The organism is Hyphomonas polymorpha PS728 (assembly GCF_000685315.1).
GTDB classification, from domain to species: domain Bacteria; phylum Pseudomonadota; class Alphaproteobacteria; order Caulobacterales; family Hyphomonadaceae; genus Hyphomonas; species Hyphomonas polymorpha.
The window spans coordinates 45,230-71,709 of the sequence record NZ_ARYM01000015.1 but is presented as its reverse complement, the minus strand read 5'-3'; the positions used below and the strand labels follow the sequence as shown (position 1 = coordinate 71,709).

Annotated in this window: 27 protein-coding genes and 1 pseudogene; 12 read left to right on the top strand and 16 right to left on the bottom strand. The window is 64.1% G+C overall.

What is annotated here, in order from left to right:
• Positions 1 to 202 precede the first annotated feature (202 nt).
• The 3 genes from HPO_RS13325 to HPO_RS13315 form a co-directional block, all read right to left on the bottom strand.
• A complete protein-coding gene (locus HPO_RS13325) occupies positions 203 to 733 on the bottom strand; it encodes a bactofilin family protein (protein ID WP_035599735.1) in 531 nt (176 codons plus the stop codon).
• Positions 717 to 1,934 carry a peptidoglycan DD-metalloendopeptidase family protein gene (locus HPO_RS13320; RefSeq protein WP_035599734.1) on the bottom strand — a complete coding sequence of 406 codons (1,218 nt, stop codon included), beginning with the start codon at positions 1,932 to 1,934 and terminating at the stop codon, positions 717 to 719. Before HPO_RS13320 ends, HPO_RS13325 begins: the two co-directional genes overlap by 17 nt.
• A gap of 202 nt (positions 1,935 to 2,136) precedes the next feature.
• On the bottom strand, positions 2,137 to 2,610 hold the full coding sequence (locus HPO_RS13315) for a peroxiredoxin (protein WP_035599733.1): 474 nt from the start codon (positions 2,608 to 2,610) through the stop codon (positions 2,137 to 2,139).
• 94 nt (positions 2,611 to 2,704) lie between these two features.
• On the opposite strand from HPO_RS13315, the gene HPO_RS13310 reads away from it, so the two are divergent.
• Entirely contained in the window at positions 2,705 to 6,097 is a 3,393-nt protein-coding gene (locus HPO_RS13310) for a YhdP family protein (protein WP_035599731.1), read from the top strand.
• Positions 6,098 to 6,104: 7 nt separating this feature from the next.
• On the opposite strand, the gene tyrS is transcribed toward HPO_RS13310, so the two are convergent.
• Positions 6,105 to 7,355, bottom strand: a complete 1,251-nt coding sequence (gene tyrS / locus HPO_RS13305) for a tyrosine--tRNA ligase (RefSeq protein ID WP_035599728.1) — start codon at positions 7,353 to 7,355, stop codon at positions 6,105 to 6,107.
• 51 nt (positions 7,356 to 7,406) lie between these two features.
• Here tyrS and HPO_RS13300 point away from each other — a divergent pair, with 51 nt between their 5' ends.
• The gene (locus HPO_RS13300) at positions 7,407 to 8,534 is read left to right on the top strand and encodes an anhydro-N-acetylmuramic acid kinase (protein ID WP_241767919.1); all 1,128 of its coding nucleotides are present in this window, start codon (positions 7,407 to 7,409) and stop codon (positions 8,532 to 8,534) included.
• Positions 8,535 to 8,774: 240 nt separating this feature from the next.
• Positions 8,775 to 9,161 carry a hypothetical protein gene (locus HPO_RS13295; RefSeq protein ID WP_035599726.1) on the top strand — a complete coding sequence of 129 codons (387 nt, stop codon included), beginning with the start codon at positions 8,775 to 8,777 and terminating at the stop codon, positions 9,159 to 9,161.
• 110 nt (positions 9,162 to 9,271) lie between these two features.
• Here the strand turns inward: HPO_RS13295 and HPO_RS13290 are convergent, their stop codons facing one another.
• Together HPO_RS13290 and HPO_RS13285 are read right to left on the bottom strand one after the other, a co-directional pair.
• A complete protein-coding gene (locus HPO_RS13290) occupies positions 9,272 to 10,021 on the bottom strand; it encodes an SIR2 family NAD-dependent protein deacylase (RefSeq protein ID WP_035599723.1) in 750 nt (249 codons plus the stop codon).
• Positions 10,022 to 10,054: 33 nt separating this feature from the next.
• Positions 10,055 to 10,525 (bottom strand): SRPBCC family protein, encoded by a 471-nt coding sequence (locus HPO_RS13285; protein ID WP_035599721.1) that lies wholly within the window; start codon positions 10,523 to 10,525, stop codon positions 10,055 to 10,057.
• Between the two features lie 51 nt (positions 10,526 to 10,576).
• Between HPO_RS13285 and HPO_RS13280 the strand changes: the two genes are divergently transcribed.
• Positions 10,577 to 10,924: an ArsR/SmtB family transcription factor gene (locus HPO_RS13280; protein ID WP_035599718.1), complete on the top strand. Its 348-nt coding sequence runs from the start codon at positions 10,577 to 10,579 to the stop codon at positions 10,922 to 10,924.
• On the opposite strand, the gene HPO_RS13275 is transcribed toward HPO_RS13280, so the two are convergent.
• Entirely contained in the window at positions 10,921 to 11,622 is a 702-nt protein-coding gene (locus HPO_RS13275; RefSeq protein WP_035599716.1) for a VIT1/CCC1 transporter family protein, read from the bottom strand. The genes HPO_RS13280 and HPO_RS13275 overlap by 4 nt on opposite strands.
• A gap of 147 nt (positions 11,623 to 11,769) precedes the next feature.
• On the opposite strand from HPO_RS13275, the gene HPO_RS13270 reads away from it, so the two are divergent.
• The 3 genes from HPO_RS13270 to HPO_RS19855 all read left to right on the top strand — a co-directional run bounded on the left by HPO_RS13270 (position 11,770) and on the right by HPO_RS19855 (position 13,471).
• Complete coding sequence (locus HPO_RS13270; RefSeq protein ID WP_035599714.1) at positions 11,770 to 12,333, top strand: LemA family protein; 564 nt, start codon at positions 11,770 to 11,772, stop codon at positions 12,331 to 12,333.
• 62 nt (positions 12,334 to 12,395) lie between these two features.
• On the top strand, positions 12,396 to 12,752 hold the full coding sequence (locus tag HPO_RS13265) for a hypothetical protein (RefSeq protein WP_035599710.1): 357 nt from the start codon (positions 12,396 to 12,398) through the stop codon (positions 12,750 to 12,752).
• Between the two features lie 74 nt (positions 12,753 to 12,826).
• Positions 12,827 to 13,471, top strand: a complete 645-nt coding sequence (locus HPO_RS19855; RefSeq protein ID WP_206742162.1) for a hypothetical protein — start codon at positions 12,827 to 12,829, stop codon at positions 13,469 to 13,471.
• Here the strand turns inward: HPO_RS19855 and HPO_RS13255 are convergent.
• The 6 genes and pseudogenes from HPO_RS13255 to HPO_RS13225 all read right to left on the bottom strand — a co-directional run bounded on the left by HPO_RS13255 (position 13,468) and on the right by HPO_RS13225 (position 19,535).
• Positions 13,468 to 14,613: a pyridoxal phosphate-dependent aminotransferase gene (locus tag HPO_RS13255; protein ID WP_035599703.1), complete on the bottom strand. Its 1,146-nt coding sequence runs from the start codon at positions 14,611 to 14,613 to the stop codon at positions 13,468 to 13,470. The genes HPO_RS19855 and HPO_RS13255 overlap by 4 nt on opposite strands.
• Positions 14,614 to 14,634: 21 nt before the next feature.
• A pseudogene (locus tag HPO_RS21240) lies at positions 14,635 to 16,180 on the bottom strand (TRAP transporter large permease).
• On the bottom strand, positions 16,170 to 16,841 hold the full coding sequence (locus tag HPO_RS13240; RefSeq protein WP_035599697.1) for a TRAP transporter small permease subunit: 672 nt from the start codon (positions 16,839 to 16,841) through the stop codon (positions 16,170 to 16,172). The pseudogene HPO_RS21240 and the gene HPO_RS13240 overlap by 11 nt, the downstream one beginning before the upstream one ends.
• Positions 16,842 to 16,857: 16 nt before the next feature.
• Positions 16,858 to 17,967 carry a TRAP transporter substrate-binding protein gene (locus HPO_RS13235; protein WP_035599695.1) on the bottom strand — a complete coding sequence of 370 codons (1,110 nt, stop codon included), beginning with the start codon at positions 17,965 to 17,967 and terminating at the stop codon, positions 16,858 to 16,860.
• Positions 17,968 to 18,053: 86 nt separating this feature from the next.
• The gene (locus HPO_RS13230; RefSeq protein WP_051612613.1) at positions 18,054 to 18,797 is read right to left on the bottom strand and encodes an arginyltransferase; all 744 of its coding nucleotides are present in this window, start codon (positions 18,795 to 18,797) and stop codon (positions 18,054 to 18,056) included.
• A gap of 105 nt (positions 18,798 to 18,902) precedes the next feature.
• Positions 18,903 to 19,535: a flagellar motor protein MotB gene (locus HPO_RS13225; protein WP_035599692.1), complete on the bottom strand. Its 633-nt coding sequence runs from the start codon at positions 19,533 to 19,535 to the stop codon at positions 18,903 to 18,905.
• A 180-nt stretch (positions 19,536 to 19,715) separates the two neighbouring features.
• Between HPO_RS13225 and HPO_RS13220 the strand changes: the two genes are divergently transcribed.
• The 3 genes from HPO_RS13220 to HPO_RS13210 are packed head-to-tail and all read left to right on the top strand — an operon-like array spanning position 19,716 to position 22,049.
• Positions 19,716 to 20,582, top strand: coding sequence for an NAD(P)-dependent oxidoreductase (locus HPO_RS13220; protein WP_035599688.1), 867 nt, complete (start codon positions 19,716 to 19,718; stop codon positions 20,580 to 20,582).
• Positions 20,582 to 21,595: a TIGR00341 family protein gene (locus HPO_RS13215; RefSeq protein ID WP_035599685.1), complete on the top strand. Its 1,014-nt coding sequence runs from the start codon at positions 20,582 to 20,584 to the stop codon at positions 21,593 to 21,595. Before HPO_RS13220 ends, HPO_RS13215 begins: the two co-directional genes overlap by 1 nt.
• Positions 21,596 to 21,614: 19 nt before the next feature.
• Entirely contained in the window at positions 21,615 to 22,049 is a 435-nt protein-coding gene (locus HPO_RS13210) for a DUF1801 domain-containing protein (RefSeq protein ID WP_035599682.1), read from the top strand.
• Between the two features lie 16 nt (positions 22,050 to 22,065).
• On the opposite strand, the gene HPO_RS13205 is transcribed toward HPO_RS13210, so the two are convergent.
• Positions 22,066 to 22,419, bottom strand: coding sequence for a hypothetical protein (locus HPO_RS13205; protein ID WP_157532835.1), 354 nt, complete (start codon positions 22,417 to 22,419; stop codon positions 22,066 to 22,068).
• A gap of 196 nt (positions 22,420 to 22,615) precedes the next feature.
• On the opposite strand from HPO_RS13205, the gene HPO_RS13200 reads away from it, so the two are divergent.
• Positions 22,616 to 23,050 (top strand): FKBP-type peptidyl-prolyl cis-trans isomerase, encoded by a 435-nt coding sequence (locus tag HPO_RS13200; protein ID WP_035599676.1) that lies wholly within the window; start codon positions 22,616 to 22,618, stop codon positions 23,048 to 23,050.
• Between the two features lie 38 nt (positions 23,051 to 23,088).
• Here the strand turns inward: HPO_RS13200 and HPO_RS13195 are convergent, their stop codons facing one another.
• The gene (locus HPO_RS13195; RefSeq protein WP_035599673.1) at positions 23,089 to 23,706 is read right to left on the bottom strand and encodes an FMN-binding negative transcriptional regulator; all 618 of its coding nucleotides are present in this window, start codon (positions 23,704 to 23,706) and stop codon (positions 23,089 to 23,091) included.
• Between the two features lie 4 nt (positions 23,707 to 23,710).
• A complete protein-coding gene (gene xseA / locus HPO_RS13190) occupies positions 23,711 to 25,111 on the bottom strand; it encodes an exodeoxyribonuclease VII large subunit (RefSeq protein ID WP_035599838.1) in 1,401 nt (466 codons plus the stop codon).
• A gap of 43 nt (positions 25,112 to 25,154) precedes the next feature.
• Between xseA and purD the strand changes: the two genes are divergently transcribed.
• The gene (gene purD, locus HPO_RS13185) at positions 25,155 to 26,441 is read left to right on the top strand and encodes a phosphoribosylamine--glycine ligase (protein WP_035599670.1); all 1,287 of its coding nucleotides are present in this window, start codon (positions 25,155 to 25,157) and stop codon (positions 26,439 to 26,441) included.
• Positions 26,442 to 26,480 lie beyond the last annotated feature (39 nt).

The following is a 26,480-nucleotide window of genomic DNA, read 5'->3' as shown; positions in this document are numbered from 1 at the left end:
GAACCTGTCCGGATTTGTCCAGAAATGTCCCCCGCCTGTCCGGGCCTGTCCTGCCCAGGGCGCCTGGAATCCTGTCATTGTCCGGAAAAGTCCAATAAAATCAGGAGACCTATCTTCCGCCTCCGGCCAAACAAAAACGCCGGCAGAAAATCTGCCGGCGTTCTGAAAATCTCTGACTGTCTCGAAACAGCTTCCGCGCAGATCAGCTCGGCGGCGAAGAGCTGGAGATGCTGTAAGGGCCAGGCGTAGCGGAGGAGAGCGCAGGCTTGCTCTCATTGGCCGGCGAAGCCGCCACCGGGCCGGTTTCCCGCAGCGGATCATCCGCATGCTTCACCTGGCCTTCAAACACGGCGTTCGACTGGATCTGCAGCGAGGAGTGGACAATGTCCCCCTTCACATGCGCGCCGGTTTCCAGTTCCACCTTGCGTGCGCGGATCGAACCCTTGATCCGGCCCTTGACCTTGACGACTTCGGCTTTCACTTCGCCGGTGATCTGGCCACTGGCACCGATGGTGATGTCGGTCGCGCTGACATCGCCGTCCACGATCCCGTCAATCTGCAGCGCACCTTCCGAGGTCACCGAGCCGTTGATCTTCATGTCGGCGCAGATGATGGAAGCCGCGCGGGCGGCAGGTTTGGAGGCGGCGCCACGAATGGCATCCTGGGCTGGCACCGGCTTCTGCATCGGTTCGGGCGGTGGAGCCGCCGGCGTTTTGTTATTCTTTGTGAACATGTTTGCCTGCTTTCAGGAACTTCATAGGGTCATAAGGCTTGTCATTGTACCACACTTCGTAATGAAGGTGATCCCCGGTGCTGCGCCCCGTAGAACCCATGCGCCCAACCAGGTCCCCAACTTTTATAACATCGCCCTTCTTCACCGTATACGAGCGAAGGTGGCCGTAACGCGATTTGAAGCCGTGGCCGTGGTCGATCTCGACCAGCAGACCATAACCGCCGCGCGATCCGGCAAAAACAACCGTGCCCGGACCAGATGCCACGATCGGCGCATCCCGGTAGGCGGCAAAATCCGTTCCCCAGTGTGCGGCAGGCCGCTTCGTGAAGGGGTCGACGCGAATGCCGTAAGGGCTTGTATAGCGGAACGGAACGGCGACCGGGATGCCCAGCGGCAGGTCGTTCACGATCCGCTCGTAATGTTTCATCTCGGCGATGCGGGCGCGGGCCTGTGACAGGCGCACCATGAAGGGCTGATCACCGCCAATGGCCGGTTCAGCGGCCGAAGAGGTCAGCGCGCCGATGGAAACCAGAGGGCCGCCAATGCCCGACTGCGGCGCGGCAATCCGGTCGCCGGTGGCCACCTGGGTCAGGTTCAGCACGCCGCGGGCCCGTTCGGCGCGCTCGGCGGCGAGATCTTCCATCTGATTGAACAGCATGTTCATGTCAGACTCGATGGCCTTCGGCGTGCCGCGTGCAGCCGGAACACCGATGGAGGCCAGGGTGAGATAAGCATCGCGCGACTGGCGGCGATCGGCTTCCTCGATGGTGGCTTCGATCAGCAGGGGCGCGCCATCGCCTTCGAGCGCCGACATCTTCATGCCGTCCTCGTCGCGCATCTCGTTCAGCAGTTCTTCCAGCGCGCGCTGTTTCTGCTCGAGTTCGGCGGTTTCCTTGCTGCGTTCTTCAAGCAGGGTGCGCTGCAGCGATTCGCGGGCGCGCAGATCCTGGACCCAGCGCTCATACTTGGCGAGTTCCTTGCCTTCGCCCGTCTGCGGAGTACCCGGCCCGCCGCCCAGCACAAAATTGGCCGTGGCAAACATGGTCCAGCTGGCGAGGGCGGTGACCCCGGCGGCCATCATGGCCTGCTGCCAGGGAGAGATGGAAATGTAGCGGACAGTGCCTCCGCTGCGGTGATAGATCTGGCGTTCCGGAAAAGCGCGGTCGAACGTCGCTTTAAGGTTTGCACTCCACTTCGCCATGCAAGCTACCTGTCAGCTGGAAACTTTTTATGATGACCGCAGAAAAATCTTCCGCAGCGCTCCCATACCCCGCGTTTATACATACCCAATTCGCCTCTTCGCGAAACCCCTTGGGAGCATATTTTTAGGCAATCTTAGCATGATTGGGTAAATCTGCTGTTAACCTGGGCATCTGTTGCAGGAACTACAGCGCCAGCGCCGCCTAACCTGTCAGGGAGTTAATGTTTTCCAGAACATCTTCGGCATGTCCCTTGACGCGCACTTTAGGCCACACACGGATGATCTTGCCATCCGGCCCGATCAGGAAAGTGCGCCGCGCCATGCCCATATACGTCCTTCCGTACATGGATTTTTCCTCCCATGTCCCATAGGCCTCGGAGACCTTCCCGTCCTCGTCGCTGCCCAGTTGAATCGTGAGGGCATGCTTGGCTGCGAACTTTTCATGACGGCTGAGCGGATCGCGGGAAACCCCCAGCACCACCGCGCCCGCCTTCTCGAAGGCTTTCGCATGAGCAGAAAAGTCGAGCGCTTCCTGCGTGCATCCGGGCGTGTCGTCCTTGGGATAGAAATATAGCACCAGATACTTGCCTGCATAATCGGCGAGGCGGCGCTTGCCGGCGGTCGTTTCCATCGAGAAAGCGGGGGCTTTGCGCCCTTCCTGCGGTCCTGTGGTCATGCAATGCTCCTATGGTGCCTGAAGTTCACGAAGTTTATAGTCTTATGATGCCTCTGGACCTGCGGCAGAAGAGACTTTCCTGAGGAGCCCGCTATTGGTCCGCCAGACCGCTTCCATTGTGGTTTTCGAGATTCTCGGCGGATTGATTCTGCTGGCCTTCGTGCTGGCGGCGGTGCTGATGCTGCGCCTCGCCAGTGGGCCGATTGATCTGGCTGTTTTCCGGGATGATGTGGAGGAGGCGCTGGCCGATGCGCGGGGTGGGCGCGGCGTTTCCCTCGGCGCGCTGCAGCTGGAATGGTCGCCGCAGGACAGGCGCGTGCAGATCATGGCGCAGGATGTGCGCCTGCTGGACGGCGCCGGGCGTCCTGCCGCCGAGGCGGAAAATGCCGTTATCCAGCTTTCCGGCTCGGCGCTGGTTTTTGGCGGCATCGAAGTGCTCGCCATGGATCTCAGCGATGGCTGGATCGCGATTGACCAGATGTCGGCGCGTCAATGGGCGCTGGCAGGTGATCCGCTGCCGGAGTTTCGGGAAACCCGGCTTCCCGATACGCCGCAGGGCTGGATCGATTATGTCGGCGGGGTTCTTCCTGAATGGCTGCGCGCCTGGCGCGAGGCGCGCGCGAGCATGCGCCTTGAGGCCGCCGGCTTCGAGAATATCGAATTGCGCGTGCGCGATCAGGCAGGTGCGTTGATCGGCACCGTTGAAGATGCCAGCGGGCGCCTGGCGCTGGGCGCTACGGGAATGGTTCTCAATTTCAGGGGCAAGGGCCTCGGCGAGGGGCTGCCTGCGGCGATCACCCTGTCGATTGCCAACCCCAATGACACGCGCAGCCTGCGCGCAGAGCTTGCTCTCACGGGCTGGCCGCTCGGTGATTTCGGCGCCCGCCTCGGGCTTGACCGCGAACTCACCGAAGGTCTGCCCTCGGACATAAGCCTCGCTGCGAACCTTTCCGAAGAGACCGGCATTGATGAAGTCACCTTGGTCGCGAAAAGCGGTGAGGGCCAGTTCTCCTTTGACGACCAGGTCTGGCCGGTGCGGGATCTGGATCTCTCGCTGCTCTATGATCGCTCCGAGGACCGGCTCAATCTCAAGGTCGCCTCGCGCGGCGCCGGCCCGTTCAAGGGCACGGCAGATATCGCGCTTGAAAAGGCCCTCACCGGAGAGGGCTTCCGCCCCTTCGTGCTGCAAAGCCCGGCCCTGACGCTCGACCTTACGCCCGTCTTCACCGCGCCGATTGATCTGGCCAGCGTGCGCGCGTCGGCTGAGGCGGATATTGATGCCCTCGCCCTGCGCGCGGCGAAAATGGAATTCGTTTCCGGCGGCGCCAGATTTGACGCTGCCGGCGATCTTGCCCGCACGCCGGATCGCCAGCCCGGAGAGGCTCCGGTGCTCGGCGAGGTAACGCTGTCTGTTCCCGGGCCGATGCAGGTACCGACCGTTCTGAATTTCTGGCCCGCCAAGCTCGGCGAAGGTGCGCGCAACTTTACGGCAGAGCGCATCGAGACGGGCACAGTCTTCGATGCTGCCGGCCGCATCACGCTGGCCCGCGACAGCCTACCGGGCGGTTATCTGAAGGACGATCATCTGGAGGTCACCTTCCGCGTGGAAGATGCCAGGGTGCGCTTTCTGGATGATCTGCCTGCGGTGGAAAATGCCTATGGCCATGGGCGCCTGACTGGCAACAGCTTCCGCGTGCAGCTCAGCCAGGGGCGCTTCGCCGGATGGACCCTTGCCGAGGGCCTGGTGGATTTTCCGGCCTTCACGCCGCGCGGCGAGGATTTCCGCGTCTTCGCCAAGGGGCGCGGGCCCGCCCGGAACATGATGAAGGCGCTTGTCGACTCGCGCCTGGAAATAGATTTCGATCCGGCGCGCATGTCGGGCGACGGGGATCTCACCTTCGAGATGTTCCGCCCCGCTCTCAACGATGTGCCGTATGAGGATGTTCGGTTCACCGCCATCGGCACTGTGCGCAATGCGGGTCTGAAAAACGCCGCGCTCGGCTTTGATCTCGCCAGTGGGACAATGGATGTAAAGGTCGATCAGGCGGGCGCCGAGCTTACCGGCGCGGCCCGCCTGGGCCCGTCGCCCGTCACCTTCCGCTGGTATGAAGGCTTCACTGATGAGGGCGCCCCGGCAGACCTCACCGCCACCGGCACCGTCTCGGCAGATTTCCTCAACCGCTTCGGCATTCTCGGCCGGGCCTACATGACTGGCGAAGCCCCCATAGATGTCACCGCAAAGCTGGACGGGGAAACACTTGTTACCTCGAATATCAGCGTCGACCTTTCGTCGGCGCGCCTCGATATGTCCGAGATCGGATGGGTCAAACCGGCCGGCACCGCGGCCCGGGCCGATGTCAGCATTTCCCAGAAGGGAGAGCTTTCCGCCTCGCGGGTGACCTTAATCAGCCCGACCGCGCGGCTGGATGGGGATTTTACCCTTGGCGCCGATTCAAAACTGATTTCGGCAAACCTGCGGGAAGCCTTCTTCCGCAATGTCGCCGAAGTTTCCGGCGCGGTGCAGCGCGAACCGGGCGACCGGCTGACCGTCACGCTGCGCGGCAAATATCTTGATGCCTCCGGCATCATTCCGGGGCTGGGCGGCATGGCGGGCGCGGCCGGCGCAGAGCCTGCCGAAGGTACCCCGCTGACCATCATTGCAGAAGTTGACCGTCTCACCCTGCGCGAGGGGCTCGATCTGCGCCAGGCGAAACTTCGCGCCGTCACCGGCACGCGCGGCCTGCAATCGCTGGAGGCGAGCGGCCTGGCCCTCGGCGGCGCCCCGCTCAGCGCCAAACTCTCCGCCGGCGGATCAGCGCCGATCCGGATCGATGTTTCCTCTGGCGACGCCGGCTTCATCGCCAGCGCCTTCCTGGGCGCAGACTTCATCACGGGCGGGGAAATGGCCCTCTCCGGCACGCTGGAGACAGCCGCCGCGCCGGCAGACCTGCTGCTGCAGATTTCCAATGCGCGGATGAGCAATGCACCTTTCCTGACGCAGATCCTCTCGCTCGCCTCCCTGCGCGGCCTTGCCGACACGCTGAGCGGGGAGGGCGTGATGTTCTCCCGTATCGACATTCCGATGAAAGTGCAGGGCGGGCGCTATGTCGTCACCGGCGCCAAGGCGCAGGGGCCCGCCCTCGGCCTCACCGCGAACGGTTATATCGACATGACCAGCCAGGCCATCGAGATCGATGGTGTTCTGGTGCCCAGCTTTGGCGTCAACTCCGCCCTCGGAGGAATTCCCATAATCGGTGATCTCGTCGTCGGCCGCGATGGCGAGGGCATCTTCTCGCTGACCTATTCCGTGCGCGGCACGCTGGAAAAAGCCAACGTCTCGGTAAACCCGCTCTCCGCGCTCGCGCCCGGCGTCATCCGCCGTGTCTTCGAAAACCCGTCAGACATCAAGATCCCCGAAGCGATCCCCCGCGCCCCGGACCAGGCCCTGCCACAGGAACTCCCTCCGCTGAAGGAAGAAGAGTTCTAGGCGGGTCTTACCCCGCCTTCACCAGCGCATGCCGCTTCTTGCCAGCCGACAGCTTGATCGCCCCATCCTGCATGTCTGCCATCGAGACCTTCGCATTGGGATCAGACACGAGCTCATCGTTCACACGGATCGCGCCCTGCTCAATCAGCCGCCGTGCCTCGCCATTGGACTTGGAAAGCCCCGCCGCCGTACACGCCGCCGCGACCAGCATCCCCGCCTCAAGCTCCGCCTGCGGAACAATCGCCGTCGGCAGCGCGTCCGCCGATGCCCCGCCCGCAAACACGGCCTTCGCCGCCGCCTCAGCCTCCGCTGCCGCCGCCGCCCCATGCAGCAGCGTCGTCGCCGCATTCGCCAGCGCAATCTTCGCGTCGTTGATCTGCGCACCTTCGAGAGCTTCCAGCCGCTCGATCTCTTCCCGGCCCAGATCAGTGAAGAGGCGCAGGAACTTGCCCACATCCGCGTCTTCGGTGTTGCGCCAGAACTGCCAGTATTCGTACGGGCTCTTGCGGTCGGCGTTCAGCCACACGGCCCCGCCCACGGTCTTGCCCATCTTCACGCCGGAAGAGGTCGTCACAAGGTGCGCGGTCACGCCGAAGGCTTCCCCGCCTTCCGCCTTGTGAACAAGGTCCACCCCGCCCACGATATTGCCCCACTGGTCAGACCCGCCGAGCTGCATCCGACAGCCATGGCGCCGGAAGAGCTCCAGGAAGTCATAGGACTGCATCAGCAGGTAGTTGAATTCGAGGAAGGTGTAGGGCTGCTCCGCCTCCAGCCGCCGGCGCACTGTGTCCTGCTTCACCATCGTGTTGATGGTGAAATAGACGCCGATGGCGCGCAGCATCTCCAGATAGCCAAGCTCCCCCAGCCAGTCATTGTTGTTGACCATGATGGCGTCATTGGCGCCGTCGCCAAAGCGCAGGAAGGGCTCAAACGCCGTCTTGATACCCGCAATGTTGGCGTTGATCTGCTCATCGGTCAGCAGCGGGCGGGATTTCTCCTTGTCGGTCGGATCGCCCACCTTGGTGGTGCCCCCGCCCATCAGGGCGATCGGCTTGCCGCCATGGCGCTGGAAGATGCGCAGCATCATGATCGTCATCAGATGGCCCACATGCAGGCTGTCGGCCGTGGCATCATAGCCCACATAAGCGACCGGCGTTCCCGTGCTGCAATAGGCATCGAGCTCAGCCTTGTGAGTCGTGTCCTTGATGAAGCCGCGCCAGCTCAGCTCGCGCAGGAATTCCGACTTGAAATCGCTCATATTCTCGTGTCTCCGATGAGATGCGCGCGCCTAACACAGAAAGGGCCAGCCTTGAACACCGGTCTTGCAAATTCAGGTCCCGTCTGGGTCGCAGGCTTCATGTCCGGCACCTCGCTGGATGCGGTCGATGCCGCCATGATCCTGACAGATGGCGAGGATGTGCTGGAATTTGGCCCCGTTGCGGAGCGCAAATACACGGCCGAAGAGCGCGCCGTCCTGCAGGCCGCCACGGATGCTGCCCGCGCGTGGAACTGGCAGGGCCCGCGCCCCGAAGCGCTTTTCGCCGCCGCCTGCGAGACGATCACGAAAACCCATGCCGATGCCTGGGCGATGATGACTGGGCAGGCGGGCGCGCCCCGGCCCGTCCTCGCCGGTGTCCACGGCCAGACGGTGCTGCATCGCCGCGCGCGCCCCGGCCAGCCCGGCGCCACCCTCCAGCTGATCGACGCGCCCGCCATGCAGGCCGCGCTCGGCGTGCCGCTCGCCTATGATTTCCGCTCCGCCGATGTCGCCGCCGGCGGGCAGGGCGCGCCGCTTGCCCCGGCCTATCACGCCGCCCTGATGCGCCGCCTCGGCGGGGAGCCGGCCGTGGTCCTCAATCTCGGCGGCGTCGCCAACATCACCGCCCGCACGGCGGATGGCACGCTGATCGCCTTTGACACCGGCCCGGCCAATGGCCCCATCGATGAATGGGTCGAAGGCCACGGCAAGGGCACGCATGATGTTGGCGGCAGGCTCGCCGCTGCGGGCCGTGTGCATGAGGGCCTGCTGACCCAGCTTCTCGCCCATGACTGGTTTGAGGAGCCCCCGCCCAAATCGCTCGACCGGTATGATTTCAACGCCTCCATGGCGCGCGGGCTTTCTCTGGAGGATGGCGCCGCCACGCTGACAGAATTTTCCGCCGCGGCTGTCGCCGCCGGTATTCGTCAGCTCCCGGAGGTTCCCGCCCGCCTCATCGCCTGCGGCGGTGGGCGGCACAATCCGTCCTTCATGGCCGCGCTCGCCCGCCAATGCCCCTGCACCGTGCTCACCGCAGAGCAGGCCGGCTGGCGCGGCGACTCAATAGAGGCCGAAGCCTTCGCTCTGCTCGCCGCCCGCACAGCGCGCGGCCTCCCCCTCAGCTGGCCCGGCACCACCGGCGTCCCCGCCCCGCAGACCGGCGGCGCGATGATCGGTTGACGAAGCCCCTCACTTCCCATTGCGCCCTCTCACGGAACAGCCAGGCTGGATGCAACTCGCCCCTCTCCCTCCGGGAGAGGAGGGGCCCGCGCCCGGACGGCGTGGGAGGTGAGGGCCTTCCCGCCCTATCCAACCCATCCCGCTGGCGACGGACCTAAAATTTTCATATATTTCAACCAATTACAAGAAATATCCGCAATCCTTGTCCACCCCCTCCCGTGCCGGGCGTATCCTTGGCGGATGTTCAGCCTTGCCCGCCTCAGAAAGGAACCTGCGCTCGCGCGATATTTCGCGTTCGTGCATCCCTTCTTCTGGCCGGTGCTGATCTGGCAGCTCGCCCGCGCTGTGGAAGAAGTGCGCGCCGCCGGGCGCAGCCGCGCCATGCTGCGCGTGATGTGGTGGGGCGGCGTGCACATCGAATATCTCGGCGACCCCCAGCCTGACCCCTCCGCCTACAGACCAGTCGAGCCCACACGAAAGCCGTGGAGCGATCCCTGCTGGTCGTCAGACTTCCCGGCTGTCGTCAGCGCTGATGATGCGCACCACCTTTTCTTTCCCAGTGGCAAGGCGCAAAGCGCCTTGACGAAGGGGGACTGCACCTTCTCCGCACGTCCCGACACGTCCTAGCTATTCTCGCAACTTCGAACTCAGCCCAAATCCCCCGGCCAGCCCCCGCTGCGTCCGGCCCTTCGTGCTGCCTGAAACTCTATGTCGCTGTCCGCAGCCGGCAAAGATGCCTAAAGCCGTTCCATCACCGCGCTCATCAACGGCCCGATATCCGTGTTCAGCACAAGATCGGCATACGGATCGAGGTCTGTTTCCTCGCGGTTGACGATGGCAAGCCGTGAGCCGGCCTTCTTCGCCACAACCGGCAAGCCCGCCGCCGGATAGACTACCAGCGAGGAACCGAGCACGAGGAACAGGTCTGCCAGCAGCGCTTCTTCGGTCGCCCGTTCCATTTCCGCTTCCGGCATCGCCTGGCCGAAGGAGATGGTCGCGGATTTCACAAGGCCGGTGCAGAACATGCAGGTGATGTCTTCATCCGCTTCCCAGCGGTGGCGCAGCGCCTCAAACTCGTAGCGCTTCCCGCATTGCAGGCATTTGGCATAGCTCGCATTGCCGTGCACCTCGATCACCTTGTCCGCCGGCACGCCGGAGGCCTGGTGCAGGTTGTCCACATTCTGCGTGATGACGCTGGTAACCTTGCCCGCCTCCACCAGCTTGGCCACAGCATAATGCCCGGCATTCGGTTCCGCCCCGGTCCAGCCGGCAGTCTTGTTGAACACGCGTGTCCAGGCTTCCCGCCGCGCATCGCGCGAGGCGACGAAATCCTGAAACATGATCGGCTTCATCTTGCTCCACACCCCGCCAGGCGAGCGGAAGTCGGGAATGCCGCTTTCGGTCGAAATGCCCGCGCCGGTGAACACCACCACGCGCTCGGCAACCTGGATCATATGGGCGAGATTTTTGGCGTCAGTTTCGGTCATGGCCCCGAAACTATACGGGATTTGCGCGGCCTTCTAGCGGAACATGCCTTCCCGCAGATTGATGCCATGCTCCACCCACGCCTTCAGGCAGCACAGCATGTGCATCCATCCGCCCTTATTGCCGAGGGCGGATTTCAGCCCCTCAGGCGTTTGCCGCCAGCCTTCCTCGGCAATCGTCACCAGCGTGCGGCCATCCTCCAGCGCTTCAAACCGCATCGTTACCTGCGTGCGATAGGGGCCTTCTTCGCCGCCGGGCTCTGCGGCCGTATCGCCTGCATCCCAATGCAGGATGATCCGCTTGTTCTTCTCTACTTCGGCCACATATACCGGAAACGCGCCGGGAAAATCGGCAAAGTCCCAAGTCACCGTCGCCCCCGTTTCCAGCCGCCCCTTGGCGCCGCCGGTCGTGAAATAGCCGGAAAGTTTCTCCGGGTTCACCACCGCCTCGAACACCTCGTCGACTGGCCGCGCAATCCGTCCGCTCACCTCGAATTTCAGATCCATGGCAGGGCCTCCGGTCTTGATCTTTGTACCATCATGTTATAAAAACATAACATGTCAAGCAGCAAGACCGCCCCTCGCCGCGAAACGCAGGAAGATCTCGTCTTCAAGGCGCTCGCCGCGCCCGTGCGCCGGGCCATCCTTGATGCGCTGAAGGATAATCCGCAGACCACGACAGAGCTGTGCGCCCGCTTTCCGGAGATCGACCGCTGCACCGTGATGCAGCATCTCAAGGTGCTGGAAGGCGCTGATCTGGTGATTGCGCACAAGGTAGGCCGGGTGCGCTGGAACCATCTCAACGCGCTGCCGATCAAGACCATCCATGACCGCTGGATTGGCCCGCACGCTGCCGGCGCGGCCGACAAGCTCGCCCGGCTGAAAGCAGGGCTGGAACGCGGCTAGACCACCGTGCCGACAGCCCCGCCGATCAGGCCGGTCACAAGCATTGCCGCAGCCCCCCAGAACACGACGCGGACAACCGCCCGGCGCTTCTTCGCCCCGCCTGCCTTCGCCGACAGCCAGCCCAGAATGGCCAGCGCCAGCAGCGAAACGGCCGCCACCACTGGGGTGACCGTCCCCGAGGGCGCCAGCGCCGCTGCGATCAGCGGCAGGATGGCACCGGCCGAAAAGCTCGCTGCCGAACTCCAGGCCGCTTGAATGGGGTTGGCGCTCGCCACTTCCGTCAGCCCGATCTCGTCGCGCGCATGGGCGCTCAGCGCGTCATATCGGGTCAGCTGCTCGGCCACGGCCCGGGCGGTCACCGGCTCCACGCCCCGGTCGATATAGATCTGCGTCAGTTCATCGAGTTCTTCCTCGGGGAATTTGTGCAGGGCCAGCCTTTCTATCTCCAGATCGGCCTTTTCCGTATCGGCCTGCGAGCTGACCGAGACAAACTCTCCTGCTGCCATCGACATTGCCCCGGCCACCAGACCCGCAATCCCCGCCACCAGAATATCGGAAGGCGAGGCGGCAGCCGACGCCACCCCAATCATCAGGCTGGCGGTGGAGACGATCCCGTCATTGGCGCCCAGCACGGAGGCGCGCAACCAGCCGGTGCGCTGGCTGTAATGGTGCTCCTTGGGCAAATAAGGGTCGGGCATTGGGCACTCCACCGGAACAGGGGCTGTAGCAACCGGAAAAAACGGTGCAAAAACGGGCAGGTAAGGTCAGGTTAACCCGCACTTGCGCACGTGGCCACACACCGTTACGCCTTTGCAGGCTGGCAATAGCAATAAGGGGACACCCGAATGAACGTCTTTCTAATCGTGCTCGCGATCGTGGTGGCTGTCATTGGCGCCATCATCCTGATCTATAACGGCCTCGTCATGAAACGGCAGCGGGTCAACCAGGCCTTCGCGGATGTGGATGTGCAGCTCAAGCAGCGCCAGAACCTGATCCCGAACCTCGTGGAAACGGTGAAGGGCTATGCCGCCCATGAGCAGGCGACCTTCCAGCAGGTGATCGCCGCGCGCAACGCCGCCCAGGCGGCCAATACAGCGGGCGAAATGGCCAAGGCCGAAGGGGTGCTCAGCCAGGCGCTCGGCAAGCTCTTTGCCCTCGCCGAAGCCTATCCAGACCTCAAGGCCAACACCAACTTCCTGCAGCTGCAGCAGCAGCTCTCCTCGATCGAGGACAAGCTGGCCGCCGCCCGCCGGTTCTACAACTCGGCCGTCCAGGACTATAACACCGCCCGCGAACAGTTCCCCGGCTCGATCATCGCCGGCAGCTTCAATTTCGAACCGCGCGAATTCTTCGATGTCGGCGTTGAAGGCCGCGCATCGATGGATGAGCCGCCAAAGGTTGCCTTCTGAGGGCCTCGCCGGACGGGCCTGCCCGCGCTATCCTGATCCGGTAGCCAGGGAGGGGAGGCCCCATGTCCATCATTCGTTATCTTCCGGTTGCGGCGGGCTTCATGCTCGCCGCTTGCGCATCCACCACCGACACGCCCACCGTCCGCTGGAGCGCGGCGGCCTGGAACGGCCTGGCCGCGCAGACCATCGGTACGGAGAATTACAGCTTCTTCGCCGCCCCGCTGCACGGGCAGGGTTTCAAGCTGAAGCTGACGCTGGCCACAGACGGCATGTTCCGCATTCAGGAAGAGGGTGAAAGCACGCTGCCGGAGGAACTGCGCGCCGCCGCCGAGCAGGCCGCGCCCGAAGGCTGCCGCCTCGCCTCGCTGGAGGTGGCGCCCGATGGCAGCGCCGAAGCGGCCTATGATTGCCAAACTTAAATGTTGGCAGGCATGGACAGCGCCGGGGCGCCAAGCTCAGAATGCGGAATAACTTTCTTCAGGGGTGGTGCCGCGTGATGCGCTATATGATTGTTGCAGCTTCCGCTTTGCTGGTGGCCTGTTCTCCGTCTGCGCCCGCGCAGAAGGCGGAGGAGGGGGAAACCCTTCAGGCAGAACTGACATCTCCCGTTGAAGCCGCCGAAGACGCAGACGCCGCCGCGCCGCTGCTGGACCCCACGGCGCTGGACTTCTCCCGCATGGCCCTTGCCATGCGCATTCCCACCGCCTTCCAGGCGCGCGAAGAAGGCGCCCGGCTGCAGATCAACGTCACCAATGAACGCCTCGGCGTAAATGTGGCCGAGGAGTTTCCCCTTGTTCAAACGAGCGCGGTGACCAGCCCTTTTTTGGCGTCAGAGGCGCGGGAGGGTTACAGGATATGGACCTATGGAACGCGGCCGGAAGATGGGCCTCTGTTGCAGGCGATCAGCGCCGAGCTTGCCCGCCTGAAGCGCGAAGCGCCTGGGGAGAATGAGCTGAGCTTCGGCGCGGTCGCGCCCGGCTGCTGGAACGAGACAAGCCAGACGCCAGAGAGCCTGCGCCGCACGCTCTACATCCGCGTCACACCGGAGGCAGACTTTGAGCTGTTCGTGCCGGAACAGGAAGTCGGCAAGGGCGAGTTGCCCGGCCTGGAAAGCTTCTGGGGCGCCTGCGATTCTTAAGCGGTCTGACGCGCCGGCTGCGCCGCAAACCACGGCTCCAGCCGCGCCAGCGCTTCCTCGATCTCCGGCGTTGAGAGCGCGAAGGAAAAGCGCATGAAGCGCCCGCCATCGACAGGATCAAAGTCCACGCCGGGCGCGGTCGCCACGCCGGTCTCCTCCAGCAGCTTCAGGCAGAAGCTCAGGCTGTTGTCGGTGAAGCGCGAAACGTCCGCATAGATATAAAACGCGCCATCGGGCGGGGCGATATTGTCGAGGCCCAGACGCGGCAGCGCTTCCAGCAGCAGCGCGCGGTTCTTCCGGTAGACGGCCAGATGCCCTTCAAGCTCGTCCCGGCTGTCCATGGCAATCAGCCCGGCATGCTGGGCCAGCGATGGCGCGGTGAGGAACAGGTTACCGATATAGGCATTCGTCCGCGCCACACCTTCTTCGGGCGACACGAGCCAGCCCAGCCGCCAGCCCGCCATCGAGAAGTATTTTGAGAAGCTGTTGACGACATAGGCGTCGGGCGCAAATTCCAGCATCGAATGGATCTTCGGACCATAGGAAAGGCCATGATAAATCTCGTCGGAAATGATCCGTATGCCCCGGCGCTGGCAGACTTCAGCAATCGCGGCGAGTTCCTCTTTCGGAATGATGGTGCCGGTGGGGTTGGCCGGGCTCGCAATGATCACTCCCTGGGGCGCAGGCTCCAGCGCATCGAGCGCGGCGGCTGACAGCTGGAAGCGCACCTCCGGCCCGCAGGCGATCTCGACCGGCTCAAGGTTCAGCGCGCGGACGGTATTGCGATAGGCCACATAGCCCGGCCGCGCCATCGCGATGCGGTCGCCCGGGTTGAAGGCTGTTGAAAGCGCCAGAACCAGCGCGGGAGAGGCGCCACAGGTGATCACCATCCGGCGGGGGCTGAGCTCCACGCCAAAGCCCTCGCGGTAATGCCGGCAGATGCGCTCTTTCAGGGGAAGGCTTTCCCAATAGCCCATCGCTTCGCTGTCGAGCACATGGTGAGCCGCCGCAATCGCGCCCTTGGGCGCGCCGGTGGAGGGCTGGCCAAACTCCATATGCAGAATGCGCTGCCCGGCGGCTTTCAGTTCGTGTGCGCGGCGGCTGATCGCGATTGCCTGAAATGGCGCAATATTCTGTCCCATCGGGAACCTCTGTGTTCGTGATTACTTCGCCGCCAGCGCCGGCAGCCATGTGGCCAGCGCCGGCATCGACGCCACCATTGCCAGCAGAATGACCTGCAGTCCAATGAAGGGCAGCGCCCCTTGCCAGATCTGCATCGTGGAGACTTCCGGCGGCGCGGCCCCGCGCAGATAGAAGAGGGCAAAGCCGAAGGGCGGCGTCAGGAAGCTCGTCTGCAGGTTCACCGCCATCAGGATGCCGAGCCAGACAGGATCACAGCCGAGCAGGATCAGCGGCGGCGCTACCAGCGGCACCACCACGAACACGATCTCGATGAAGTCCAGGAAGAAGCCGAGCACGAACATCACCAGCATGGCGGCGGCCAGCGCGCCCCATTTCCCGCCGGGTACATTGTGCAGGATGTCATGCACCAGATCGTCCCCGTCAAAGCCGCGGAAGACGAGGCTGAACAGCGACGCGCCGATCAGGATCAGGAACACCATCGAGGTGATGTGGGCTGAGCTTTTGAGTGCGGGCCCGAGCTGTTTTACCCGGCGCAGCACCAGCAGCCCAGCCACCAGCGATGCGAGAATGGCAAAGGCCGCCAGCACGGTGATCGCCATGCCGATGAAATCCGCCCCGCTATGGCCACCCGAAGCGGTGCGCAGGTCGAGCGTGTTCCGCAGCACGATGATCAGGAGGATGCCGGCAAGGCCTGCCAGCATCACCGGCATCAGGCGGCTCTGCGCTTCCCGCGCCGATGGCGGCCGCTTCGGTGGGCGGGGCTACGCCGCCGAGGATCGAGCCGAGCACGGCGACGATCAGTGCCAGCGGCGCGCCCAGGCCGAGGGCCACATCCCGGAAGGTAAGCGGCGCGGTGCCTTCAATCACCTCGGCCGGCGGGCAGGAGGCGGGCCGGAAGACCGCCATGATGGCAATCCACAACAGGTAAAGCGCCACCAGGATCAGGCCGGGGATCAAGGCTCCGGCGAAAAGATCGCCCACTGAGACAACCGCTGATCCGCCCCCGGAGCGAAGCGCGGCCTGGCTGGCTGCATTCGAGATGGCGTCCGCCAGAAGGATCAGCACGATGGAGGGCGGAATGATCTGGCCGAGTGTGCCGGAGGCGGCAATCGTGCCGGTGGCGAGGCGCGGGTCATAGCCCTGCCGCAGCATCGAGGGCAGGGCGATCAGCGTCATGGTGATCACGGTGGCGCCAACGATACCCGTCGAGGCTGCCAGCAGCGTGCCCACCAGCACCACGGCAATGCCGAGGCCGCCGCGCATCTTGCCGAGCAGGCGGCTGGCGATGCCCAGGAGATCTTCAGCCACGCGTGAGCGCTCGAGGATCACGCCCATGATGACGAAAAGCGGCACGGCCACCAGCGTCTGGCTCTGCATGATCGAGCTGCCTTCGATGCGGCTCGGGAAGGCTTTGAGGAAGGTGTCGGGGAACACGCCGGTGGCAATGCCGATCAGCGCAAAGATCAGCGCCACCCCGCCCAGGGTCAGCGCTACGGGATAGCCCGCCAGCAGCGCGCCGATGGCCACCACGAACATCGAGATGGCAAGGATCGCCTCAAGCTCCATGGCCGCCTCCTTCTGCTGCCAGCTGCTCCGGCGTTTCCGGCGGGAGGGCGCCGGTATTGCGCAGGGCGGCCTTGATCGCTTCGGAAAGCCCCTGCGCCATCAGCAGCACTGCAAAGACCGGCACCAGCGTCTTGAACAGGAAGAAGATCGGCAGACCGTCAGACTCGCGCGAGCCTTCCAGCAGCAGCCAGGCGCGGGCAAGGCCTGCCTCGCTCGTCATCAGGATGCGGACGCAGATGGGGAAGAGGAACAGGTAGATGCCGGCAAGCTCGATCCAGTTGCGTCCCGTCTCGCCAAAGCGCGGGCGCAGGATGTCCACACGCACATGCGCCCCGTCACGCAGGGCTGCGGCGGCGCCTAGCATGAACATGGCGGCAAAGCTGTAGGTGGTGATCTCGTTCAGCCAGCTGAAGGAGAGGGCGAAGGTGTAGCGCAGGATCACCACTGCGAGCATCGAGAAGACGAGCAGCAGGCTGGCGGCAATCGCCGCGCCAAGAGCTGCGCCGGTGATCTTGTCGATCAGACGGCTGAGCTTCAGCGCAAACCCCTCAGTCAGGCGCGGCGCGCTCAGCGCAATCAGCGGCACCAGGAACAGCGGCAGGCTGATCAGGCCCAGCCATTTCAGTCCCGTGCCGATATGCAGGAAGATGCCTGTGTCCATGCCCGCCCCGGCGCCCTTATTTGCCGAGCGCCCGGGCGGTGTAATACACCCCGTCCGAAACCCCGGCCCAGCCGCGCATCAGCTTCAGGGATTTCTCGAAGCTCTCATAGATGCGCTTCTCGACGCCGCTACGCCCGGCAGAGGCGCGCACATCATAGGCTGCTTCCGACATCCGCTTGACGACATCTTCGGGGAAGGATCGCATCTGGACGTTATGCTGGTTCACCAGCAGGTCGAGATGGACGGAGTTCTGATAGGTGAACTCGCCCAGCGTCTCATGGTTCACCGCTTCGCAGGCGGCCTTGAAGATCGCCTGCTCGCTGGCCGTGAGGCTGTCCCAGACGCCGCGATTGATGCCAACGGCAAGGCTCGCGCCCGGCTCATGGAAGCCCGGGCCGTAATAGTAGGGGGCCTCGCGGTGGAAGCCGAGGGAGTAATCGTTCCACGGGCCCACCCATTCGGCCGCATCAATCGCGCCGGTCTGGAGGGCCTGATAGATCTCGCCGCCCGCCAGCGCGATGGAGGCCCCGCCAAGCGCGCGCAGCACTTCGCCGCCTTGCCCCGGAATGCGCATGCGCAGACCCGCCATATCCCTCAGGGAGCGGATTTCCTTGCGGAACCAGCCGCCCATCTGGTGGCCGGTATTGGCGCCCTGGATGCATTTGATGCCGAACTGGCCGGAGAGCTCGTCCCAGAGTTCCTGCCCGCCGCCAAAGTCGATCCAGCCCATGATCTCCTGGGCCGTCATCCCGAAGGGCACAGCCGTGAAGAAGGGAAAGCCGGTGGACTTCGCCGTCCAGTAATATTCGGCGCCGTGATACATATCCGCCGAACCATTGGCGACGGCATCGAAGGATTCAAACGGCGGCACGAGTTCGCCCGCGGCAAACACCTTCACCTCGATCAGCCCATCGGTCATGTCGCTGATACGCTGGGCCACGCGCTCGGCGGCGGTGCCCAGGCCGGGCAGGCCCTTGGGCCAGGTGGTGACCATGTTGAAACGGCGCCGGTTGCGGCCGATGGCCGGTGTTGCCAGCACGGCGCCGGCTGTTGGCGTCGAGAAGGTGGCGGCCGCGCCGGCCACACCCAGTGCGCCTGCGCCGATCAGGTTACGGCGGTTGATCATCAATGCCCTCCCCACGCGGCACGGGTCTCTTTGGCGCGTTTGCGCCATCGGTCCGTTTTGCCGGCGAAAAACTAGTCGTCGTCTCTCTAGGGCCGCCAGCGGTCGCCGTCAAGCACTTCCAGCGGTTTGTAGCGCCGTTTGTAGTCCATCTTTGGGCTGCCCTTCACCCAGTAGCCCAGATAGAGGTGCGGCAGGCCGAGGTCGTGCGCGTGCAGGATGTGGTCGAGGATCAGATAGTGGCCAAGGCTGCGGCTGGCCTTCGACGGGTCAAAGAAGGTGTAGACCATCGACAGCCCATCGCGCAGCACATCGGTGATGGCGGCGGCCACCAGCGGCGCGTCCGGTTCCGGCCCTTCGCGATATTCGAAGATCAGGCTCTGCACCGGGCTACCGCCGACCATGGCGACATAATCCCGGTAGGTCATGTCCGACATGCCGCCATTGTCATGGCGCGTCGTGACATAGGTTTTCAGCAGGCGGAACTGCTCGCGGGTTGCCTGCGCGGCAACCGGGCGGCGCACCAGCGTCTCGTTGCGCGCGATCACCCGGCGGTCATTGCGACTGAGCTCGAAATCCCGCGTCGCCACCCGCACGCTCTTGCACGCATTGCAGCGCGCGCAGGCTGGCCGGTAGGCAATCGACTGGCTGCGGCGGAAACCGGACTGGCTGAGCACGTTATGCACAGCGTCTGCTTCCGGAATGGCCAGGTTGGTGAAGGCTTTGCGTTCCTTCCTGTCAGGCAGATAGGGGCAGGGGCTGGGGTTCGTGACGTAGAACCTCAGCGACCGCTCAAGGCCCGCCAGCAGAAGATGTGGATCCGAAAACTTCATTGCCGCTGACGATACACCGGCGCGCCGATACGCCAAGTGGCGTTTTCGGGGCAGAGGGCCGGGCGCAGCAAAAATGGCGCAGGGTTGTGCCCTGCTGGTGACAGTCTAGTCGGCCAGATGGACCTGCAGGCTGATGCGGCGGTTGGCGGCCAGGTGGGGCTGGCCGGCGCTGAGGGGGCGGGTGTCGGCATAGCCGGTGACGCCCACGACCCGCTCTGTTCCGAAACCGGACGCCTCAAGCAGCCGGCGGGCCTCATTGGCCCGGGCCGAGGAAAGTTCCCAGTTGGAGCTGGCCGTGCCCGCCATCGAGAAGGCGTCGGTATGGCCTTCGATGGAAACGGTATAGGGCAGGGCCGCAAGACTTGCGCCCGCCGCGCGGATCAGGGCGGCGCCGGTTTCCGTCAGCGCGCCGCTGCCGGTTTCGAACAGGGGCCGGTCGGCGGTATCCACAAGCTCTATCCGCACGCCTTGCGCATCGGCAGACAGCTGCACACTGTCACCGGCCGCCTTCAGGCTTTCAGAGAGTTCCAGCATCGCCAGCAGGCGGGCCGCGTCTGACAGCGCCTCGCTGGCCGTCACCGAGACGGTAGCCGGTTTACCGGTAAATTCCGAAGCGATCACCGCGCGGTCTTCTTTCGAGACCCCGCTGATCAGCCACATGAGCAGAAAGAACGCGACCAGGGCCGTCAGGAAGTCGGCATAGGCCAGCTTCCAGGTGCCCGTTTTACGGGTAGGCATAACGGGCCTTCTGCCCGTCTGCCGCCGTGAGGTCGTGGCATATGCCATTGCTCTTTTGCGTCCAATCCTTCTGATGGATGACGCTGGTGTATCAGGTCGTGGTGAAAGCCACGCTTCGCCGAGGGGTGGGATTTCCATGAAATTCGCTCTAATTAGCCCGTAATTCAGCAGGAGAGAGCAATGGCGCGCACCGCATTTCTGGGCCTCGGGGTCATGGGTTTCCACATGGCTGGCCATCTGGCGCGGGCAGGCCATCAGGTCACCGTCTGGAACCGCACGCCCGCCAAGGCCGCTGCCTGGACCGCGGCCCACAAGGGCAAGAGCGCGGCAGACCCCGCCTCTGCCGTGTTCGGCGCCGAATATGTGCTGATGTGCCTGGGCGATGATCCCGATGTACGCGCGGTGTTTGACGGCTTTGAGCCAAGCCTGGGCGCGGGCATGACCGTCATCGACCACACCACGGCCTCCGCCTCCCTCGCCCGCGAACTGGCCGAGCGCTGCCGTGCCAAGGGCGCGCATTTCATTGACGCGCCGGTTTCGGGCGGCGAGGCGGGCGCCATCAATGGCAAGCTCACCATCATGTGCGGCGGCGAGGAAGATGCCTTCGCCAAGGCAGAGCCGGTGATGGCCGCCTTTGCCCGGGCCACCACGCTGATCGGCGAGAGCGGCGCGGGCCAGCTTGCCAAATCCGTCAACCAGATCTGCATCGCCGGCATCGTCCAGGGCCTCGCCGAGGCACTCCACTTTGCCGGCAAGGCGGGGCTGGACGCAGAGAAGGTGATCGCGGCGATTTCCGGCGGCGCGGCCCAGAGCTGGCAGATGGAAAACCGCTGGAAGACGATGACGGACGGCAAGTTCGATTTCGGTTTTGCGGTTGACTGGATGCGCAAGGACCTCCGGATCACGCTGGACGCGGCCCGCGAGAATGGCGCAAGTCTTCCGCTCACGGCGCAAGTGGATCAGTACTATGCCGATGTGCAGGCGATGGGTGGCAACCGCTGGGACACCTCCAGCCTGATCGCCCGGCTGGACCGGAAGCCTGACTGATGGGGATCTGCCGCGTCGATATTCACATCCCGTCTGATGGCGAAGCCTATGACACGGCGATACGGATCATCAAGGCATCAGACCCGATCGACTATCTGGTGCTTCAGCCGGAACAGAAAGACCGCCGCCTGATCCAGGTGATCATGCGGGACGGCCCGGTTCAAGCCATGCTCGACAATCTTCAGTCCCTGCTCGAACACCGCTCCGGCTGGCGCGTCACCGTTGCCGATCTGGATGTGACCATTCCCAAGCTGCCCGAGCCGAAAGACGAGAAGAAAATCGCCCGCCAGCAGCACACCCGCGAGGAACTCTACGTTCAGGTTTCCAGCAATGCGAAACTCAATCGGGACTTCATCGTCATGGTGGTGCTCTCCACCATCGTGGCGGCGATCGGGCTTGTCTCGGATGGGGTTGCCGCCGTGATCGGCGCCATGGTGATCGCGCCGCTGCTGGGCCCGATCATTGGCCTGGCGATGGGCGCTGCGCTGGGCGAGCTCGCGCTGCTGCGCCGGGGCATCCTCACACTGTTTGCGGGCATCGCCATCGCACTCGGCGTTTCGCTGGTGCTGGCTTTGGTGCTGCCGCCCAACTGGGAAAGCCGGGAACTCATGTCCCGCGCGGAAGTGCGGCTGGACGGTTTGGCGCTTGCCATGGCGGCAGGTGGCGCAGCGGCGCTCTCGGTGACGCGGGGCGCTTCCTCGGCGCTGGTAGGCGTGATGGTGGCCGCCGCGCTGCTGCCACCGGGCGCAGCGTTCGGCCTCTTCCTTGGCTATGGCGAATGGCAACTCGCCCTGCGCGCGGCGCTGCTGCTCAGCCTGAATGTGGCGGCGCTGATCCTGTCGGCGCTGATTGTCTTCCGCCTGCGCAAGATCCGTCCCCGGACATGGATAGAGCAGCAACATGCCAATCGCGCCGTCTGGCTGAACGCGATCCTGTCAGGCCTCTTCCTTTTGATTGCCATCGCGCTCATACTGCTGCTGGATCTTGGGAGCGCTGTCGAACTGGGCGCCTGAGACGCCAGGGGGGAAGACGATGGCAGGCAAGGAAGCGAAAACAAAACCCACGGCGATCAGCCCGGCAGATTACATCGCTGCCATGGAAGATGGCCCGCGCAAGACGGACGCCGCTACCGCGCTCGCCTGGATGACGAAGATAACGGGCCTGAAACCGAAAATGTGGGGCCCGTCGATGATCGGTTATGGCCGCTATGCCTATACTTATGACAGCGGCCATTCCGGCGAGGCGATGCTGACCGGCTTCAGCCCGCGCAAGGCAAACCTTGTCTTTTACGCCATGCCGGGCACGCGGGATTACTCAGCCGAGCTTGCCCGCCTCGGCAAGCACAAGACCGGCAAGAGCTGCCTCTATATCAACAAGCTGGCCGATATAGACATGGACGTGCTCGCCGAAATCGTGCGCGATGGTGTCGCCCATATGCGCCGGAATTATCAGTCCTGGGACGAGTGAGCGTGCGGAGGCGCGCTCAGAAGGCCGGCATGTCCATCATTGCCAGCGCGTCGTTCAGGATTTCCTCGCCCAGAAGCTGCGCATAGGTTTCCACGGCGCTTTCGAATTTGGGGTTCTGAACATCCGCGAAGCTCATGCCGCATTGCGAGGTCGCAATGGCCAGCGCGCTGAAGCTGAAGTTGAGGAGGGCCGCATTTGCTTCCGGCTTCTGATCCTGCAAAGCATGGATCATGACCTGTTTTACATTCGTCTTGAGTTCCGGTGTCGTATTACTTTTCATACAGGTTGCCAGACGATTAGGGTCGAAGTCCGCGAACGCCGGCAGGGCGGAACTGGCGAGCACTGCAGCAGCAATAACAGAACGTAACATGGTTCGTCTCCGGAGCTTGTCGATGTCTCCTCCTGAGTACAACAGCCGCGCGTCCGGCGAAACGAAGGAACGCAGAATCCCTGCTTATGGGTTTACATCCCGGATCAAGCGCCTACCTTGTTCATCTACGCTTCAGGAAGGCGTGGTGCGCAGCTGCGGCCTTCTCCAACCATCCTCCAGAACGATTGGATATCTTATGACTGTCAAGAACGGCGACACCGTACACATCCACTATACCGGCACGCTGAGCGACGGGTCGACTTTCGATAGCTCGCAAGGGCGCGAGCCGCTCTCCTTCGAGGTGGGCAGCGGGCAGATCATTCCGGGCCTGGATTCGGCCATTCCCGGCATGGCGGTGGGCGACAAGAAAACCGTGAATGTGCCCTGCGAAGATGCCTATGGGCCGGTCAATCCGTCCATGCGTCAGGATGTACCGCGTACAGAGTTTCCGCAGGACGTGCCTTCAGAAGTTGGCACCCGTCTGCAGATGCAGACACAGAATGGCCAGGTGATCCCCGTGGTGATCGTTGCTGCCGACGACGCTGCCATCACGCTGGACGCCAACCACCCGCTGGCTGGCAAGGATCTGACATTCGATATTGAACTCGTGGCGATTGGCGCTGCGGCCTGATTGCGCTGGGCGATGGGCCAAGCGTCCATCGCCCGCCTTCAGTCCAGCGCCCGCATCGCCGCCGCGATTCCTGCGCCGCCGGGCTGGTCTTCCAGCGCCGCGATCACGCCTGCGCGCATCTCAGGCGACTTGTTCTGGCCGAGCTTGGTGATCCCCTCCAGCCGGCTGGGCCGCATTTCGAAAGCGCGGATGCCATTCAGCAGCGCTTCAAAGGCGGCCGGCTTCATCTTCGCCCGCGTCCAGGGCGGCTTGGGCGAGAGGCCAGCCTCGAACACGGCGGAGAGGTCATCCAGAAACGCTGCTGCGCCTTCCCGGCCCGTTTCGGTCACTGCGCCCTCGGCTTCGACCGACAGATAGTTCCAGGTCGGCACCTGATCGGGCACATCGCCATACCAGTCCGGCGAGATGTAGGCGTCCGGCCCGGTGAACACGAGGGTGGCCGCCGCCCCCGCCAGCAGCCGCGCCGTAACCGGATTGGCCGCCGAAAGGTGGAAGCGCAGGACAGGGCTCTCTCCCTCCAGCCGCACGATTACCGGCGTATGCACAGCCAGGGGCGCGCGCTCGCCATTCACCATCACGATGCCCAGAGGATGGGCGGCAATCCGCGCCAGCAGGGTGGCCGGGTCGGTCTCACGGAAGCGGGGCGAAGGGTGCATCGGCTCAGAACAGGTTGCCCTGATCCCCCTTCTTGCGGGGAGCAGGCTTGGGTTTGGCGGCAGGTGGCGGCGTGTCGCCCTCGATGGGCGCGGCGGTGACGTCTCCGTCCGCAAAGGTCACGCGCATGACCGGAAGTGTCCGGGCCTGTCCGGATGTGCGCACCAATTGTCCGGAATTGTCCCGAATGATCACATATCCGCGCTTCAGCGTCGCCTGATAGGACAGCGTTTCGAGCAGCTTGCCCTCCGCGTTCAGCGCCGCCTTGCGCTGCTCGATCAGACGCATCAGCGCAGGGCGCGCGCGCACGGCCGCCTCACGCAGGCGCTGGCGCTGTCCCCGGATTTCCGCCCGCAGGGTAGAGGGCGAAAGCTGCAGCCGGGAGAGCTTCAGGCGCGCCTTCTGGGTCAGCGCCAGGGCGGCGCGGGGCAGGCTGGCGGCAGCATAGTCCAGCCGCTGACGCTTTGATTGCAAAAGGCTTTCCGGGCGGGGCAGGCGGGCCGCGACGAGTTTGTCGCTGGCGCGGGCAAGGGCGCGGGTGAGCGCGCGTTTCAGCCGCTGGCCAGACTCTTCCACGCTGAGGATCAGCTCTGTGCGCACCGGCACGGCGATCTCGGCGGCGCCTGTGGGCGTGGGTGCCCGGCGGTCGGACACATAGTCGATCAGCGTGGTGTCGGTCTCGTGCCCAACCGCTGAAATCAAAGGAATTTCACTCTCGAAAGCGGCGCGGACGACCGTTTCCTCATTGAACGGCCAGAGGTCTTCAATCGAGCCGCCCCCCCGCGCCACGATCAGCACATCGGGCCGGTCTGCCCCTGTCATCGCGTTGAACCCGCGGATGCCGGTGGTCACCTGGGCAGCGGCCTGTTCCCCCTGCACCAGCGCGGGCCAGACAATGACGCGCACCGGAAACCGGTCACGGATCCGGTGGAGGATATCCCGGATCACCGCCCCGGTCGGCGAGGTGATCACCCCGATGGTGCGGGGCATGTAGGGGATCGGCTTCTTGTGTCTCGCGTCGAAGAGGCCCTCGGCAGCGAGCTTTTTCTTGCGCTCCTCCAGCAGCTGCATCAGCGCGCCGGCGCCGGCGGGCCGCATCGTGCTGGCGATCATCTGATAGGCCGAGCGGCCCTCATAGGTGGAGAGGCGCCCGGTGGCCACCACTTCCAGCCCTTCCTCGGGCCGGAAGGTCAGCCGGTCTACCTGGCCCCGCCACATGATGGTGTTGAGGACGGCCTTGTCGTCTTTGAGGTCAGCATACATGTGGCCGGACTTGGCAATCGTCACCCGGCCAAGCTCGCCGCGCACGATCACCTGGTCATAATTGGTCTCGATTGTCCGCTTCAGGCTCGCGGCGAGTTCCGAGACGGTCAGTTCAGGCTGATTTGTGGTCGGCGAGTCAGGCATTTGGGCTTGATCCCATGCCCTGCTCAGCGCATCAAGCCGCCCCATGAACATACTCCTGATCGGATCGGGCGGCCGTGAACACGCCCTGGCCTGGAAGATGGCCCAGTCTCCCCTCGTGGACGTGGTGCATTGCGCGCCCGGCAATCCCGGTATGGACGCGGTGGGCCCCTGTTTTGATGTGGCGGCCGATGACATTGACGGGCTGGTGAAGCTTGCCCTGCAGATAGAGCCCGACCTGGTGGTGATCGGCCCGGAGGCGCCCCTCGCCCTTGGCCTGTCTGACATTCTGCGGGCACGGGGATTTGATGTGTTCGGCCCGTCGAAAGAGGCGGCTCAACTGGAAGCGTCCAAAGCTTTCTCCAAGGCCCGGATGACGAAATACGGCGTGCCGACGGCGGCCTATGGCGAGTTTACCGAGGCTGCCCCTGCCAAAACCTTCCTGCGCAAGATGCGCGCGCCCTATGTGCTGAAGGCCGATGGCCTGGCAGCGGGCAAGGGCGTTGTGATTGCCGAGACACTGGAAGAGGCCGATAGCGAAATCGACGAGATGCTGTCGGGCAAGTTTGGCGACGCCTCCGCCACGCTGGTGATCGAGGAATTCATGCATGGCGAAGAGGCCAGCGTGTTCGTCATCACGGATGGTGAAGGCGCGATCTTCCTGCCTGCCGCCCAGGATCACAAGCGCGTGGGCGATGGCGACACCGGCCCGAACACCGGCGGCATGGGCGCCTACGCGCCCGCCCCGGTCGTCAGTGAAGAGATCATGTCTCGCGTCAAGTGCGAGATTGCCGCCCCGATGCTGAAGGGCATGGCGAAAGACGGGATGCCCTATCAGGGCGTGCTGTATATCGGCATCATGGTGACCGCTGAAGGCCCGAAGGTTGTCGAGTTCAATGCGCGCTTTGGTGACCCGGAATGCCAGGTGCTGATGAAGGGCCTGAAGGGCGATATTGTGCCCGCCATTCTTGTGGCGGCGACTGGTGGCCTCAAGGGCAATGAAGAAGCGTTCGAGGCGCTGCTGGAACTGGAGGACTTCCAACCGGCGGCAACCGTCGTTCTGGCAGCCAAGGGCTATCCCGGCAGCTATGAAAAAGGCACCGTGATTGAAGGCGTGAAACAGGCCGGGGCGCTGGAAGGTGTCACGGTATTCCATGCGGGCACGGATGTTGCCGATGGCGGAAAGCTGATCGCCAAGGGCGGCCGCGTGCTGAACGTGACGGCCAGCGGCGCCACCCTGCGGGAAGCGGTGGACCGGGCCTATGCAGGCGTTGACGCGATCAACTGGCCGGAAGGTTTCTGCCGCCGGGATATTGGCTGGCGCGCGCTCTAGCTAGTCATAGCTGAATGCAACGCTCATCCTGAGCGAAGT